This is a genomic window from Natronolimnobius sp. AArcel1 (assembly GCF_011043775.1).
Taxonomy (GTDB): domain Archaea; phylum Halobacteriota; class Halobacteria; order Halobacteriales; family Natrialbaceae; genus Natronolimnobius.
Map to the genome: position 1 here is coordinate 634,145 of NZ_JAAKXY010000001.1, position 17,189 is coordinate 651,333.

Genomic DNA, 17,189 nt, shown 5'->3' on the forward strand with positions numbered 1-17,189 from the left:
CTGACGGGGTTGTCCAGTCTGTGATAACCCTCGAGAATTCAGTTACCAGCGAAAGCCGACCTGCTCCGCTGGCACCTCGAGTGGACTCTCCGGCAACCCATCGCTCACGTCAGGGTCGTTGTACGCGCCCGGTGCGACGTCGTTCGGTGTGTCCGGATAGAACAGCGACGCCAGCAGCTGTAACTGACCACGGCCGACACCGAGTTCGAACTGGCCGCCACCGTACATCGTAATCTCCCGCTCGGCGCAGTACGAAAGCGTCTCGAGGAGCGACTCGAGCGAGCCAAAGCGCGAGGGTTTGATGTTCAGCCACTCGGGTTCCCAGGGTAGCGCTTTGATGTCCTCGATGCCGTGGATCGGTGCGTCCCAGGAGAGTCGACGTTGGACTGCAGGCTCCTCGAGCAACGGACGAGTCTCATCAGTCACCGCAGGATCCTCGATAACGGCTTCAGGGAACGCCTCGAGGACGCGCTCGTAGAGGTCGGGATCTGCAGGGACGTCTACGTCGGTGCCCTCGTACTGGCCCTTGAGATCGAGGATTGTGATCGCGTCAGTGCCGACAGCGTCCTGAATCGAGTCGACGACGGCGTCGTCCCACTCTGGCGTTGGATCGAGTTTGAACTCGAGGTTGGGCACCTGCGCGTGCAGTTGCTCGAGTCGATCTGCTGTCGGCGGGTCGCCGAGTCTGGTGCTGGTGACGAATCGCACCGACTCGAGCGAGCGCCCGAGGGCGTCCTCGAGCGTTATATCGTTCTGTCGGAGTGCAAGGTCCACGGCGGCGCTCTCGAGCGCCCAGCGCCGGTAGTTCCGAAAGACTTCGCGGTCGGGCGCACCCGCGGGAAAGAGATCCACGTCGTCGAGCGTCCCAGCGAACGACTCGAGGGTGTACTCACCGGTCAGATCGGGAAGGCCAGTTTCAGCGAGCACGTCGTGTTCCTCGGTTTCGTAGGTGACGTCCTCGCCAACGCCCTCGAGTCGGTCGTCAGTCGATTTGTCGGCGGGACCGGTAAGCGTCACTTCCGTCGTCACACGGGTGAACTCACTCGAGGTCTCACGCTCGAGGCGGTCGGTCGAAACGGATGCAATCTCGAGGGACAACTCGGCGATCTCATTGAACATCGTACTCTCCCATCACGGGCGAGTCAGAAGTACGTTTCACCGAATGCGAACGCTCAGTTGGTGGTAGTGGGAGGAGTTATTTGATGTGCAATGGTTGCTCTGGCTCGAAACCCGGCGTGGGTCACGTTGCGCCGTACACAACCGAACACATTGATAGCGTCATGTATATCTGGTGACGGAAAATGCGAACCATCATGAACCGAAGACGGTTGCTTACTTTTGTTGCGGGAGGAGCGATTGGCTGTATCTCGGGGTGTTTGACGCAACTGGCTGGTGAGACCTATGAGGTCTGTGAGGCCCCAGTCATCATGTACAGCGATCTGCCCGATGCAGCACGCGAGGAGGTCGATAGTGCACTCGAGACTGGGGAGTATGAAACGGATGGTGAACTCCTGTGGAGTGCGATCACACAATCGGAGCCTGAGTTGTTCACTGGAGATGCGCTCTATCACTCAAACGTGGGACGTGCTGGCGATGTCAGCCGCCTTCAGTTCGAACGGGACGAAGGCAGTTATCGTAGCCTGACCGTCGCGAATGAGACTGCAGATGACCTCACAGTGACGGTAACTGTGGCTAGTGAGAACGCAACTGATCCACTACAGATAGAGACCGTTGCGCTTGGCCCGGACGAAGACACACAATGGCGACGAACCTTTCCCGGATACGGTGAATATGAGATTTTCGTCGACACAGATTCCCGTTCGGAGACGCTTGTCTGGGACTATCCACCGTCTGCGTGGAATTCATATGACTCCCCCCGTGTCGCCATCGGTTCTGCCAACATCGAACTATAGTAGCCACTGAAAGTCAGTGCACACCCAATCGCACGACAACTGTGCGATTGGTGTGTAAACAGTTTCAGTTGTTACTATAATGGCACCGGTTGCTGTGCCTGGACTCCCGGATGACTACAATTGCGCTCGCATCTGGGGTACTCACGAATAGGAGACAAGGCGGTTGTCGGCCTGCTCGCTCCGTACTTCGCTCATAGTGAGTCCCCACTACGCGTTCAGTGGTGACTGTCTGCAGCAAGAAAAGTTGTGCATCTGCCACCGGTTCAACGGAACCGTTCCAGCGAATCTAAACACTCGAGTGGCGATTGGCACCTCAAGTCCCGTACTAGTTGATACACCAACAAGTTATAAATAATTGTATTCATGATATAATAGTATGAAAACTACAGTGCAAGCAGTAGTGCTCACAGCTATCTTGATTATATCGCTCATTGCGATGCCACTCGGTGTGGCAGGCCTCGACAATACCGGGCCAGTAATAAACGAACCGGATAACGAAACGCAGCCGGAAGCAACGGCGTCGATCTCGGACAATACGTCCACAGAGACCGACCCCGCCGATTCTGAACGGATAGACGGTGTGACTGTCGATGAGGTCTCATCACCGCACACAGTGACAAACCAATCGGAGACGACAACTGCGACGACTGACTCTCACTCGGAGTCGTTCTACGTCACTGACACCGAACAACTAACCGAGGCCCAAGACCACGGAGAACGTCTCGACGTCACCTATCACATTGAAAATCGTGGTGACGCCGCTGGGTCACAAACTGTTACCCTCGAGCTTGGAGACTATCAACTCGCGAGTGAACAGCACTCACTCGATGCAGGCGAACAGATGACGGGGACGCTTTCTGGAACCATCCCTGCCGAGGCAGCCGGAACAGACGTACTCACAATCACCACAGCGGACCACGTTCGATACGTTGGGTCAGTCACGGTCCCGTACGGGACTGTACACGGAGACGTGGTAGCTGCGGATGGCTCTCCCCTCGTTGCAACTGTCGAGATCATCGATGCAAGCTCCGATGAGCGGGTCGAAACCCTGACAACAAGCGACAACGGGACCTATGAGGCACTTGTCCCAGAGGGACAGTACGTCCTCGAGGTTGACGCGACTGGGTATATCCCACAACAGTATCCAGACCTCGGAACGGTCAACATCAGACCAGGGACAATCGCGGACTCCACAGTCACGCTGGACCCACGGACTGGCACACTCGTCGGTACCGTCACTGACGCAGATGGAACCGCTATTGACGGCGCCACGGTGAGCGCCAGTAACGAACGAACAACTACTGACGAAACCGGAGCGTACGAGCTCCCAGTCAGTCCCGGCGAGCACACGCTGGTAGTGGATGCCCCTGCGTTTGACAACAGCACCGAGACGGTGACTGTCGATGCTCACGAACAAGTGACGACGAACGTGACGCTCCAACAATCATACAGCACGCTCGAGGGGACGCTCACCGATACCGACGGTGACCCCATCTTCGATGCGGTCGTCTCCGTCGGCGATCAGACGGCAATCACTGACGAAGACGGCACCTACGAACTCACAGTTCGGTCTGGGACCCATACAGTCGAAATTGACGCGTTCGAAAACAGAACTGAAACAGTCACACTCGAGCCTGACGAGACGACGACGCTTGACACGACGCTTGGAACTGACGCGCCTCGACCCGCGACGTTCATCGTGGCGGAGAGCACTCCGCTCATTACCGATCCCGATCCTGGAACGAACGTCGATGTCGAGGTACTCGTCGAGAATTACGGGTCTGAAACTGGAACACAAACGGTTACGCTCGAACTCGACAATGAGACCGCTGCGACTGAGGAGGTAACACTCGAGGGCAACGAGCAGTCGCTGTTAATCCTCTCTGTTGATCTTCCGGACGACGCAACTGGTGACCAGGCACTCACGGTTCGCACTGACGACCACGAACAGGACACAGGGACGGTGACCGTCCCGTACGGCACGATTTACGGAACGATCACCGACGAGTTCGGTGAGCCACTGGATGCGACCGTTTCACTCAGATCGGGAACGGACACGAAAACCGTACAAACCGACGCTGATGGCACGTACGAGGCTATCGTTCCGAGAGGGACATACTACATCACCATAGAAGCCGATGGTCACAACTCGGTGAACTTACCGAGGAAAGCTGATCCGTATCCAATATCGCCCGGCTTCGAACTGGGAATTTCGCGGAGCCTCGACGTAGACTCGGTCGCGATCATGCACTCGGACATCTATCAAGACGAGCGAGCCCCCGGTGACTGGGTCGACGTTGGGTACGTGGTCGAAAATCATCAGGACGAAACTACGACGGAGACACTCACGTTCGAACTCGACGGCACTGTCCTCGAGACGAAAACCGTAACGCTCGAGCCGAAAGCCGAGGCGGGCCTCGCGACACTACAAATACCCGAGAACGCGACTGGTGAGTCGTTGCTCACCATCAGTACTGAAACGAGCGAACACGAGGCTGGAACGATTGTCATCGACGCCGGCACGCTCGAGGGAACGGTTACGGACGCTGACGGAACACCACTCGAGACGGAGGTTGAAATCAGAGACGCGGAAACTGGAGCCGTCGCCGACACGGTGATGTCTGACGACGACGGGAGCTACAAAACGACTGTCAGCTCTGGGACCTACGAGATTGCTGCTGAGGCAGTCGAATCGACTGAATCGGCCACAGTGGAGATGGACGAAACGACGACCGTCACTATCAGTAGCTAGGGTCTCGGTCCCGTTATTCAGAATTACACTTGAAACCGAATCTAGCAGTTGTGGCGTGCTATTCCTCGCCCCGTCGCTGGCGCATGCTCTGGCGAGTAAACTGCGGTTTGACGCGCGTCGAGCGCCGGTCGCGGAACGAGCGATACAGCAAGACGATGACGACGACAGAGAACCCGGCCGCGATGACCGAGGCTTCGGCGGCGTCAAGCGCGTACAAGACACCCATTGAGAACACCGACATTGTCAGCAACATCCCGTAGATCAACCGCTTTGCGAGCAGTGCAAAGACGTCTTTCGAGTCTTCGACACCGATCCGGACGTAGAGGTCGTCGCGGTCGATTCGATCGAGCGTGCGCTCGGTTTTGGGGGCGATTCTGGTCAGCGATTCGGCCGAGCGCCGGACCTGGTGGCCCGATTCGGAAAGATACTGGCGAATCGACTCCTCGCGGTAGCCCTCGTCAACCAGATAGTCGGTTGCCGTTGCGATAAAATCGAAGTCGGAATCGAGCGTCACGCAGACCCCTTCGACGACGGTCGCGACTCGAAGGACGAGTGCGAGGTTCTTCGGCAGGCGGAGCGGAAACTCGTAGATCGAATCCTCGACCTGGCCGATAATCTGCTGGACGCGATACTGCTCGATATCCTCGCCGCGAGCGTCCTGAATCGCGAGTTCCATCACGTTGGCCATTACCGCCCGGTCGGCCTCCGGCGAGAGCGTGCCAATCTCGATAAGCGCGTCGAGAATCGCGTCGATATCCTGGTTCGCAACGGCGATGTAGAAATCGACAATCTTCGACTGGACGAACTCATCGACCCGTCCGGACATCCCGAAATCGTAGAAGACAATCCGGCCATCGTCGGTGACTGCCAGATTACCAGGGTGTGGGTCAGCGTGGAAAACCCCGTCGTCGATGATCATCTGCATGTACGCCAACTGGAGGTTTTCTGCAACCTGACTACGGTCGACACCCCGTTGCTCGAGATCGGCCACATCGTTGATCTTCGTTCCGCCAACGTACTCCATCGTAAGCACACGTGGGCCTGAATGGCTCTCGATCACGTCCGGGATGACGTAGCGGTCGTCGCCGTCGAAGTTGGACTGAATCTCGCGGAGAATCTCCGCTTCGCGCTCGTAATCCATCTCCTCACGGATTGTCTTCGAGAACTCGTCGGCGAGGTTCTCGAGCGAAAAAGCACGCGCATCGTCGACAAAGTACAACAGGATGGGGAGTGCCCAGTGGATCACCTGTAGATCCGTTCGAACGAGTTCCTCAACGCCGGGCCGGCGGATTTTGACGGCGGCATCTCGGCTGCGGTCGGCCGCGTCCGGTGCGTCGGCGGGTGCGGTTGGGTCGGCGACGCGGGCGCGATACACCTGCCCCAAACTCGCGCCGCTGATCGGCTCAGTCTCGAACTCGAGGAAGCGCTCGTCGACCGGCCCGAGTTCGTCCTCGAGCACCGCTTTCGCGTCCGCCCAGTCGGCTGCGGGGACGTCGTCTTGCAGTGCAGAGAGTACCTCGATGTACGACGGAGGCAACACGTCGGGACGGGTTGAGAGCAACTGCCCGAGTTTGATGAACGTCGGCCCGAGGGTAAGCAGTGACTCGAGGAGGATTTCAGCGCGTTTGCGGTGGGTTTCGGGCGAGACCTGTCGTCGGGAGCCAAACAGGAGAAACCGGCGTCTGTCACGGGCGTATGCGAGCAACAGTGGCAGGAACTGCCAGGCGACGAGGACGAATCGTTTGTACGCACGGAGCGAAATCAGTGTCAGTCACCCAGATTCCGTCGTGGTGTCGGTGTCTGTCTCTGGATCAATCTCGGTCTCGGTCTCGGACTCTGAAGCGTGTACCTGGCCAGGTTCTGCGGTAATCGTCGTTCCGCCAGTTTCTGCGTCGTCGGCGTCGACAATATCGATCGTTGTTTCAGTCCCGCCAGTGCGTTTCGGGATCGACAACTCGAGAACGCCTCGTTCGACCGTTGCCTGGGCCTCTGCAGGGAGGGTATCCGCAGGCAAGGGGAGTTCAACATCGAAAAACAGCGAGCGGGTTTCCTCGATGTACTGATACTCCTCAGGGAGGGCTTTCTCGCGTTGCGCGCTGATCTCGAGATGACTGTCTTCGGCGGTAAGATCGAGCGAGTCGGCGGAGATGCCGGGGACGTCGAGGATGAGCAGGTACGCCTCGTCGCTCTCTAAGAGATCGAAGAAGACGTCGTCGGAGAGGGTCCGCAACGCGTCACGAAGCGCTGACATGGATACAGGTTCGAACGCCGATACGAAAAAGCCCGCGGTAGCGGTTGCCCCCTGAAAGCCGGCGCTCGTCTCGAGTGGTCCCGTACGCTTTTGGCGTCAGCCAACCCGAATCAGCGTATGAACGGACCAGACAGCGACCGCACGGAATCGGGATTCAAAGTGCGGACGCCCGTTGCGGACGCGCGCCAGCGACTCGGCGAGGCGATCAGGAACCGGCGCGAACGAGAGGGAAAGAGGGATGGTGACCATGGCTCGAGGCTGGATACTGAACAGATCGACCTCGAACGCGCAGATGGGCGTGTCCTCGCCGCGCCGGTGACGGCAGCCAGGAACGTCCCCCACTACCGGCGCGCTGCGATGGATGGCTACGCGGTCCGCGCGGAGGACACGTTCGGCGCGAGCGAACGCTCACCCGAAGTGCTCCACGTGGCGGACGAAATCGGTGCGGCAGCGACCGTCGGACCGAACACCGCAGCGCGAGTGCACACTGGCAGCGCGCTGCCGGACGGCGCAGACGCCGTCGTCATGATCGAACACGTGACAGAGCTTGAGGTAGCGGGCGAACTCGAGGTCGAAGACGCTGTCGCAGGTGGCGAAAACGTTGCTCCAGTGGGCGAAGATATTGAGGCAGAGCAGCACCTCTATGACGCGGGACACCGCCTGCGGCCATCTGATCTCGGCTTGATTCGCTCGGCGGGCTACGACCGCGTCGCCGTCGCCTCACAGCCGACCGTCGGCGTGATTCCGACCGGCGAAGAACTCGTTTCGGGTGATCCCGGACCGGGCGAGGTGATCGAAACCAACGGCCTGACCGTTTCGCGGCTAGCCGAACGGTGGGGCGCGCGTGCGACCTACCGCGGTGTCGTCACCGACGACCCCGAGTCGCTTCGCGTGGCGATCCAGCGAGACCTCACGAAAGACGTCGTCGTCACGACGGGCGGTTCGTCCGTCGGCCAGCGGGACCTGCTCCCCGAAGTCATCGACGACCTGGGTGAGGTGCTCGTCCACGGCGTCGGGCTCAAACCCGGACACCCCGTCTGTCTCGGCATCGTCGAGGAGACACCCGTGCTCGCTCTGCCCGGCTACCCGGTCGCCTGCATCGTCAACGCTGTCCAGTTCCTCCGGCCGACCCTGCGCTGGCTCGAGGGAACCGAGCCAGCCCCCCATCCGACCACGCAAGCCGTCCTCGAGCGCAAGATTCCGAGTGAGCCGGGAACGAAGACATTCGCGCGCGTGCAGCTCAAAGACCGCGACGCAGCCGAGCGCGGGGACGACGACACCCAATTCGCGGCGACGCCGACGCGGGCCAGCGGCTCGGGCGTCCTCTCGAGTGTCGCGCTCGCAGACGGCTGGGTCGTCGTCGACGACGATCTCGAGGGCGTTCCGGCGGGCGAGACGGTCGCAGTCCAGGACTGGGAGCTGAATCCCTGAACTCTGTTTACGTTCGGATACAGATTTGCCGACTCGAAAGCGTGTAACCGACACAGCGTGAGTACCGACGACCAGTTCGTGATCGTCTCCAGAGAGATGCCGACTCGAGCCACTCGGCCGTCGATAGCGCAGATCTGACAGGAACCGACAGCCCGGATTTCAACAAGCCATCCCCGCGACGACCCATATTTGAGAGGGTATAATCACAGCATTTATAACAATACACTTTCCTTAAGATAACAACTGAGATAAATGCATATTTGGGGATGCGTTGGCTCACAGACGACGTGGAGGATACTCGCTCGCGGGCCGGAGCCGCGTTTAGCAGCGTTTTCGGCGGTCGTGACGAGCGTTTGTCCCGCAAGAATCAGCCCGGAACGACAGGTTGAGGAATACTGACATGGCGTTCGTAAACCGACTCCAGAAAGTACTGGGTACGACTCTTCGAAAGCGTCTTGCACCGATTCTCCCCGTTCTGTTCGGAGCACTTATTGTCGCGCTCGTGACCGTCGCGACCCTCCAGTTTACTGGGTTCATCGACGCCGTACCGTCGATCTCGGTCCCGCTTCTGGGCTGGACATTCTCAGCGCGGCTCACTGCGTTTCTCCTCGCGGCTGTCGTCAGTCTGGTGGTCGGCCTCTGGTATCTCTCCTATCGGCGCTACCGCGAACCGATCCACGAGTACTGGGGTCAGTACTCGACGTGGGCGCAGGCACTCATCATCGGCTGTGTCTGTGGTCTCGTCGTTGCGCTGGGCCTCGGTATCGGCGCGTTGTTCGGCCGCGCCCATCCGGCAAGCGTCGTGCTCGGATTTCTCGTGGCGTGGCCGACGTCGGCCGGCCTGTTGCTGCTGGTTGATCACCGGAGCGACGGTGCTGACTCCTCGCTTTCGTCCGTCAAGATCGGCTACGTCCACACGCGAGGCCTCGAGAGCCGAACGCTGTCGATTATTCTCGGGCTGTTAGTCGCCGTCGCCGGTGGGCTGGGTATCTGGTACGTCGGCGCGCGGTACATCAACGGCGTTTCCCTCGCTATCACGGGTCTCGGTGCGCTCGTGTTGTGGCTCGGAACGACTGTGTTCATGTACAACAAGTACGATGCCACGACGACGGAGCGGACGGACGTCAGCATTATCGCCGTCAGCACGCCCGAATCCCGTCACACACGAGAGCTGACGATCAAAAACGAGTCAGCAGCGTCGGTCGACCTTTCGGACTCTCGGCTTCGCGATACAGAGTTCGAACTGTACCGACTCGGCGTCACCGTGACGCTCCGGCCGGGAGCGGTGTGTACGTTCGAAATTCCGGAGTCGTTTACGCTCGAGCCAAACGACGATTCGGTGGAACTGCCGCTTGGGTACAGTCTCAAGCGAGGCGGTGAAACGCCCACGCTCTTTACGAAAACAGGTGAGATCTACTCACTTCAGTGGTCCGAATCGGCGGGAGAGCGGCCAGAAGCGGTCGATTCGACGACGATTTCGGAGCGGGCTGACGGACCATCGGATGGGGCGAATGCCGGTGGTGATGCGGACGTAGAGTCGTCGCTTCAACCGTCCGGACCGAATCCCGCGACGCAGGATTGAGTCGTGTCACTCGAAAATAATTAAGGAGGTAGCGTGTCACTCACGAGATACCGCGTGAGTTGACGACTCGAGTTTCGGTTGTCCATCGTGGACAGCCCCGATTTCACCAGCAGTCGACGGAGGAGATGACATGGACGAGTTTGACAATATGGCGGCTGTACCGGGCCTTCGTAACATACGCGTAAGCCAAGCCTGGATGAACATCGAGACGGCATCCCACTCGCCACCCGAGGCGGCGACACGGAGAGTGACAGAAGCCGATGAGGCTGGACACACGGACACGACGCCAGCGGACCGGCTGCCGATCAGTGGACTCAGCCGCCGTCAGCAGTCAATCACAACGCTGGACCCCTCCCGTCTGATGAGTGGATTCGTACTCCGTATTCTCAACCGCCATCAGCAGGCCGAGTTGACGTACCGCCGGTTTCATTACGGACGCAGGGACGAACCGCTGCCCGAGGAGTCAATCACAGAATCAGCCGATTCGATTCCAGGTCGACCGCCACTTTCGTACCTGGCGTCGGTCACAGACGACGACCGGGCCACCCCACCCGCCGATCTGACGCCGCAGTCGACGCGCCCCGCCGTTCGCGAATTGGCGGTCAACTCCCGGGTGCCGGCTGTCTCTGTCCGGCGGTCTGTTCACCGCATCCAGTCGAATTCGAACTCGGCCGATGTCCCCGAATCTCCTCCTGAGAGTCGCTCCCAAGGCGCTGCGAAGTCACCGGAGTCTTTGTTCACCGATGGAAGTCGACCCTCACTTTCGCTGGCGTCCACAACTGACGCTGCTGCTTCGGCCGCCGGAAAAAAGCCTGACACCCACGCGCCACAGGTGTCGGATTCGGCGGTCGATGAACCAACTCGAGACGACCCGATTCGCTCGAGTGTGCCAACCACAGTCGAGACGACCGAACGCAACGAACGCACCGACGTTCCCTCGTCGGTCGGGCCGCAGTCGGACTCGTCGCTCGGCGTTTTGCCACGAACCAATGAGGGATCCCAGACAGAGTCAACGACCTGGCGTCGTGCTCCCGGAGAAGGACCCGATGCCCCTCGTGCGGTCGTCCGTGAGGACAACGACGACGGAAAGCCCGCTGCGACGAACGACGCTATGGACACAACTCGCGATACCATCAGCGCGGGAACCACAGCGAACGCCGCAGCAGCGGTTCGAACGCGTTCCGAAAAACACCGGAAGCGAGTGACGGCTCGGCTCTCGCAGAACAGTCACGTAGAAGCGATGGAGACGATGACGGCGGCGTCGCTCGAGCGGGCACGGGACAAGATGACACTGGCAACGCGAACGGACGAGTCGGCCCAATCTGTTGCTTCGACACCCAATGGCCCGACAGATCGGCCGTCACCGATGACGGACCCCCAACCCAGGTCGGTCCACCAGCAGCAGGCGGTAGTGCCGGACGACGGGTCTGAAACCGTCCAGCAATCGGGGCAGTCCCCGAAACCGATGCCCCCAGACTCCAGTTCGGTGCTCAGTGAGTCTGCTGGCTCACTCGAGCGCGCCGCCAGACGGTCATCAGGTGGCGAGGGATCACAATCAACATCGCAAACGACTGGTCGGGACCGCAGCGAGCACCCTGGTACCGATACTGGCCCGGCCGAGGGAGAGAAAGCAACCGGAAAGCAGTCTGTCGGTTCCACCGCCCGCGAACCGAGTACCCGCGACCGGGTGCTTCGTCGGACTGCCGGAAACGCAAGGCAGAGACCCTCGAGTACCGCCAGCGTCGATTTTGGCTCTGAGAGAGCGCCGAAACTGGGTCCGCAGACGGCAGAGGGCGTGCGGGCTGCATCGGCTGACACTCCGCTGGTCGAGTCAGTCGAAACGTCGGCGACTGGATCGGCTCAAATTTTGACAACTGAAGCGACCCAAACCGCAGCGACTGAACCGGCCCAACCTACGACAACTGAGCTGGCCCAAGCTGCGCCGACTGAATCGGCTGCACCTTGGACGAAGACCCGACTGGGCCGAGCAATCGGTACGTTGAACGCCTCGCGCGTACGCACGGGATCACTTGTAGCCGGTTCCGTGCCGGCCGTGACGCTCGAGGGACACTCGGTTCGTAGATCGTCGACCCCCGACAGTGAACGGATTGGTACTACCAACGGCGCTGACACCGACGCCGACACCGGATCAGCGGCCCCACTCGAGGTCGCGGACCAACCGTCTCCCGTCACCGAAACGAACGCACAGCCGTCAGGCACGTCAATTCCCTCGAGTGGCGAGAGACCGGCGTCTACTCGGTCTGGCTCGCAGTCGGACGCGCTGTCAACGTCAGTTGTGCAGCCGTCTTCATCGACAACCGAGTACGGCGGGCAAAGCGGTCAACCCGTCAGTCAGGTCGCGGAAGGTGGCCAAAGCGACGCACACAGATCGAGTACACGCACAAAGACACAGCAGAACAGGCCGGCGCGGAACAGACAAGAATCGAACTCCGTCTCGGTGATGCACGCACGCGGGCCAGCGCTCGATCCGAAGACGGCTGGTGAGGACGGTAACCCGCTGTCACGTCCTGTCTCGGCTGCGAACACACCCTCGCTGGACCCACAATCAGAAAGGCGGGCTGACTCACCGCCCCGGCTGACCAGCCCGAACGAGACGAGAAGGGTTCGACCACCCGTCAGGTTGCAGTCCGTTGCGAGAGTCGCCAACGCGCTTGCTCCGGCTGGGGAAGGTCCGCCTCGAGCCGAAACCGACGTCGACAACCGACACCAGCGCCCGTCTCGTCGAGAACTGAGCCGTCGACCCGAGACGACCAGTACCACCACGCTGTCTTCGGACCAGAGAGTCGATCACCGTTCGGAACCAGAGTCGGCAACAGCGGTTGAATCGAGTGGGCAAACGGGTGGGCCGGAAACGAGTGTCTTCGTATCGACGGCCGCGTTCTCTCGTCCCGAACTCCGGCCGGATACCCACCGTGCTGACAGCGAACAGGCACGGCCGTCTCCGCAGGTTCGGACTCGAGCCGACCGCGGGCAGCGCTCCCAGACGGCAGCGGATGCTCCCCCTCACGTCTCGGAATCGGTCCGTAACCCGTCGTCGCGGCCGTCACGCTTGAGCGCTCGAGACGACGGGTTTGACTCGAGTCCTGCGAGCCACGGTGACGGACGCGGTCAGGAATCGGGAACTGGTGGGTTGACGGGCGAGAGTGTTCGACGGAGCCGCTCACTGACGATTCATCGTCGGTCGAAGACGGCGATTACGACCGGGACGCACCCGACAGCGCTTGAACCGCGAGCGAGCCAGCGTCAACCGGGACATGCTGGAGCGACGACACAGGGTCCGAGTGCACAGCAGTCGCCGCCAGCGAGTAAACCGACTGCTCGAGCGAACGCGACCCAACCGTCGCTCGAGTGCTCGAGTGGATCTGCCGCGGTGCTCGAGAAGACCGGTGAGTCGAGTCCCAACGGAGGCAACAGCGGGCATCTCTCTGCTGCAGTCGACACACAGCCCGGAGCTACACCGGGAGCCGAGAGCCCGATCGGCGGAGTCGAAGAGCAGTCAGCGGAGAACCAATCCGTAGGGGCCTCTGTCGCCGCTCGAGATGAGCGATCCCCAACAGATGTATCAACACCCCCGATGACGGCCAGTGGATCGATGAGTGAGTCACGACCGAAGACACCGACAGCGACTGATGTCGACTCTGCGGAGACGACAGTTCGATCCGAAACGGGGTCAGAAACCAGTCCCGATTTTGCCCGGATTCACGCCGTCGGACCGACCGTGAATCGGCTTTCGGCGGCCGTTCAGGGCCGGACTACCATCCCAACCGTCTACAACCGCGGCCGCGAGAGAGTCCCTTCTGTAGCCAAGCAATCCGCAAGGGGTCGGGCGACATCCGTCCTGGCTCGTCGACCTCCCGAACCGCCGACGGATGAGGCGCAGTCGAGGCAGACCTCGAACGCTAGGACTCGAGTCGGCGAACACCCGCAGTCGGCAACCGAACCGACACGTTCGACAGCTGATACGGACCGGCTGACAGCGTCCAGCAAAACGGATACCGCTGGCTCGAGACTGCACAGCGTCGCACGGAATACTCCCTCTAACGAGGATACCGGCAGAGAAATGATTAAATATAAAACATACGAGAATAAAGGAAAAGAAAGTCAATCGGAGAAAAATAGTATGAAATCGATCAGTCGCCAGGCAACGCTCGTCTACCGGGATACGTCCTCACCAAGAAGTACCGAGGACGCTGCGGGTCGGGGTGGTGCCCCGAACGCTGCTGGAGCAGACCGCCATAGCGGTTTGACTGGGCGGCCCGCTGCAAACACTGCCCGTCCACAGGGCGCGACAGCACCACTCGAATCGCGACGCGAGACCGCAACCGATTCGATGGCTGGTCGTGGCCAGACTGCCGGATCGGCCGCATCTCGAGCGAGCACCGAGAAGCACCGCCGAAAGCACTCGAGCAGGGCAGACCGAGGGCGACCAAGAACGGACGTAAGCGCGACTGCCCGCCCGGCAGATACCGGCCCGTCAGCCGCCCGAGGCCAAGGGAGCGTCGGACCCGGTAGCGGATCTCGAATCGGCGTCGACGACCGATCACCTGACTCCAGTCTCCCGCCCGAACAGGGTGGCAGGCAACCGCGCCACACCGAGGGGATGGGCGATCACGATCAATCCAACCGCCACGGTCACAACCGAACTGCCGACAGGGACCAGCGTCCCGCTGTCGATCTCCCATGGGGCGAAGAGTCTGTCCAGTTCGACGCCGACGTCGACCGGATCGTTGACCGTCTCTATCGGAAACTCGAGCGAAAGCAGCGGATCGAACGCGAACGGAGGGGACTGTAGATGGCATCCAGCGGAAAACTCGAGAAAGCCCAGATCATGATCCTCAACGGGAAACAGAAGGGCGAAGCGATAGAGTGTAAGTTCAACCCGAACTCGTATACCCTCGAGAAGAGCGTCAACTACGGCGAGATGAAGGCGACAGGGTCGGGAGCGTCGATCATGCAGTTCGTCGACGGCAACGCGGAGACCCTGTCGATGGAACTGTTCTTCGATACGACCGACGAACTCGAGAAAGACGGCGGCGATGACGCCATGATCGATGTCCGAGAACAGTATACGAAGTACATCGACCTGTTGCTGTCCGTCGACGGCGAGTTACACGCGCCGCCGGTCTGTCGGTTCGTCTGGGGCGAGGGGATCGATTTCACCGCGCTCGTACAGAGTGCGAACAAGCAGTTTACCAAGTTCCTCCCCAGCGGAATCCCCATCCGGGCCCGCGTCTCGATCGTCTTCACCGAGTTCAAAACGGCCGACTACCACAAGTCAGAGGTCTCACCCGAGTCCACCGATAAGACGAAGGTTTGGACGGTAACGGAAGGAGATACGCTCTGGCTCATCGCGTCGGAGGAGTACGGTGATCCGTCCCACTGGCGGACAATTGCGGATCAGAACAACGTCGACAATCCACGCGCCATCGCGCCCGGGGACAAACTTGAACTACCGCCGTTATGAGCACTGAACTCAACAATCACCCGCGATACTCGCCGCGATTCAAGGTCGACGTTGGCGATCAGAAATTTCAGGAACCCGGCGGCAGAATCGCCGATCTCGTCGTCGAAACGACCTTCGAGGGAGCGGATCGGTTCTCCTTTACGCTGAACTATCCGTTCGACGAGGAGTTAGACGAGTTTGCCGGCCTGTCGTGGGACGACTTTGCCGTCGGGACAGACGTCGAAATTTCAATGGGGTACGGCGACGACGGACAACTGACGCCGTTGCTGTCTGGAAAGATTCAGTCAATCACCGGCGAGTTTACCGTCGACCGTGGCCCGTCGATACAGATCGCCGGCTACGGGTTGCTCTGGGAAACCATGCAAGGGTCCGCCGCCAACTCGTGGTCGGAAACGACAATCGGCGACGCCGTTGAGGATGTTCTCTCGAGGTATCCGTTCTCGACGGTCCACGTAGAACACGCGGATATCAAGCGAGAGAAGCTAATTCAGAACGATTGCAGCGACTACCGGTTCGTCCACGATCTCGCATCGACCTACGGATTCGAGTTCTACGCGAAGCGAGATACAGCCACGTTCGTCCCGCGCTCGTCGGCGGTGTCCGACGATCCGGTTGCCGAACTGTGGTACGGAGAAGCGCTCCACGATTTCTCCGGAGAGATCACCCGTCGAAAGCACACACACCAGGTCGAAGTCCGATCGTGGGACATCGGAGAGAAGTCCGAAATCGTCGCCACTGCAGGCAGTTCCACTGCACAACACAAGGAGGTATTCAGAGTGCCAGCTATGTCACGTGATGAGGCCGAACGAATCGCAGCAACGAAACACAATCAGTTCTCCGATGGGATCGTCCAGGCCCACGGTGAGGCCGACGGAATTCCGGAAATCCGCGCCGGCGAGACGATTGAGCTCGCCGAACTCGGTAACCGGTTCTCGGGGTCGTACCACGTTACCAAAGCGACCCATCGAATGGGCACTGCAGGCTATCGGACGACATTCGAAGCGACGGAGGTGTCGGTATGAGCAGTCCGGGCTTTTTCGACGGCGAAACCGCCGAGGGCGGGATTCAGGGAGTCGTCGTCGGGATCGTCACCGACAACGACGATCCGAAAGACCTCGGCCGCGTCAAGCTCAGGTTCCCCTGGCGCGACGCTGACGACGAGAGCTACTGGGCCAGAATCGCCACGCCGATGGCGGGTGACGAGTACGGCACGTACTTCCTGCCGGAAGTCGACGATGAGGTGCTCGTCGCCTTCGAAAACGGCGATATTCACGAACCGTACGTCATCGGGTCACTCTGGAACGGCGAGCAAAAACCACCTCGTCGAAACGAGGGTCACAACAACACCCGCGAAATCCGATCGCGCAGCGATCACACAATCGCGTTCGACGACAGCGATGACGGCAGCATCACGATCCGCACGAGCGACGGCCACGAAATCGTCGTCGATGACTCGAGCGGGTCAGAAACGGTTGCCATCCGCGACGACCGCGGCAAGAACACGATCACGCTCGACTCATCGAGTGGCCGGATTTCGATTGAGGCGGACGACGAACTCGATCTCTCTGCATCGAAGATTTCCATCGACGGCACGAAATCCGTCGAAATCTCCGGCGGCACCGATGTCGATATCTCGAGTAAGAACACCATTGAACTCTCGAGTAAGGCTCGACTCGATATCTCGAGTAGCGGACTCATGGGAATCGATTCGACGGGGCCGCTGACGATCCGCGGTGCACTCATTCAGCTGAATTGAGTTGGAACTGAGACAAGCG

At 60.2% G+C, this 17,189-nt stretch carries 11 protein-coding genes; 8 read left to right on the top strand and 3 right to left on the bottom strand.

Annotated elements, in window-relative coordinates; all coding sequences use genetic code 11:
* Positions 1-42: 42 nt before the first annotated feature.
* On the bottom strand, positions 43-1,119 hold the full coding sequence (locus G6M89_RS03055) for a hypothetical protein (protein WP_165160319.1): 1,077 nt from the start codon (positions 1,117-1,119) through the stop codon (positions 43-45).
* A 194-nt stretch (positions 1,120-1,313) separates the two neighbouring features.
* On the opposite strand from G6M89_RS03055, the gene G6M89_RS03060 reads away from it, so the two are divergent.
* Together G6M89_RS03060 and G6M89_RS03065 are read left to right on the top strand one after the other, a co-directional pair.
* On the top strand, positions 1,314-1,913 hold the full coding sequence (locus G6M89_RS03060; protein ID WP_165160320.1) for a hypothetical protein: 600 nt from the start codon (positions 1,314-1,316) through the stop codon (positions 1,911-1,913).
* Between the two features lie 376 nt (positions 1,914-2,289).
* Complete coding sequence (locus tag G6M89_RS03065) at positions 2,290-4,665, top strand: carboxypeptidase regulatory-like domain-containing protein (RefSeq protein ID WP_165160321.1); 2,376 nt, start codon at positions 2,290-2,292, stop codon at positions 4,663-4,665.
* Between the two features lie 58 nt (positions 4,666-4,723).
* On the opposite strand, the gene G6M89_RS03070 is transcribed toward G6M89_RS03065, so the two are convergent.
* Together G6M89_RS03070 and G6M89_RS03075 are read right to left on the bottom strand one after the other, a co-directional pair.
* Positions 4,724-6,370 carry an AarF/ABC1/UbiB kinase family protein gene (locus G6M89_RS03070; RefSeq protein WP_165160322.1) on the bottom strand — a complete coding sequence of 549 codons (1,647 nt, stop codon included), beginning with the start codon at positions 6,368-6,370 and terminating at the stop codon, positions 4,724-4,726.
* Between the two features lie 66 nt (positions 6,371-6,436).
* Positions 6,437-6,916 carry an Hsp20/alpha crystallin family protein gene (locus G6M89_RS03075; RefSeq protein WP_165160323.1) on the bottom strand — a complete coding sequence of 160 codons (480 nt, stop codon included), beginning with the start codon at positions 6,914-6,916 and terminating at the stop codon, positions 6,437-6,439.
* Between the two features lie 117 nt (positions 6,917-7,033).
* Here G6M89_RS03075 and glp point away from each other — a divergent pair, with 117 nt between their 5' ends.
* The 6 genes from glp (at position 7,034) to G6M89_RS03105 (ending at position 17,170) form a co-directional block, all read left to right on the top strand.
* Entirely contained in the window at positions 7,034-8,347 is a 1,314-nt protein-coding gene (gene glp / locus G6M89_RS03080; RefSeq protein WP_165160324.1) for a gephyrin-like molybdotransferase Glp, read from the top strand.
* Between the two features lie 400 nt (positions 8,348-8,747).
* Positions 8,748-9,929, top strand: a complete 1,182-nt coding sequence (locus G6M89_RS03085) for a hypothetical protein (RefSeq protein WP_206335418.1) — start codon at positions 8,748-8,750, stop codon at positions 9,927-9,929.
* Positions 9,930-10,059: 130 nt separating this feature from the next.
* Entirely contained in the window at positions 10,060-14,742 is a 4,683-nt protein-coding gene (locus G6M89_RS03090; protein ID WP_165160325.1) for a hypothetical protein, read from the top strand.
* Positions 14,743-15,414, top strand: coding sequence for a LysM peptidoglycan-binding domain-containing protein (locus G6M89_RS03095; protein WP_165160326.1), 672 nt, complete (start codon positions 14,743-14,745; stop codon positions 15,412-15,414).
* The gene (locus tag G6M89_RS03100; protein WP_165160327.1) at positions 15,411-16,436 is read left to right on the top strand and encodes a phage late control D family protein; all 1,026 of its coding nucleotides are present in this window, start codon (positions 15,411-15,413) and stop codon (positions 16,434-16,436) included. The genes G6M89_RS03095 and G6M89_RS03100 overlap by 4 nt, the downstream gene beginning before the upstream one ends.
* The gene (locus G6M89_RS03105) at positions 16,433-17,170 is read left to right on the top strand and encodes a phage baseplate assembly protein V (RefSeq protein WP_165160328.1); all 738 of its coding nucleotides are present in this window, start codon (positions 16,433-16,435) and stop codon (positions 17,168-17,170) included. The genes G6M89_RS03100 and G6M89_RS03105 overlap by 4 nt, the downstream gene beginning before the upstream one ends.
* Positions 17,171-17,189: the final 19 nt, after the last annotated feature.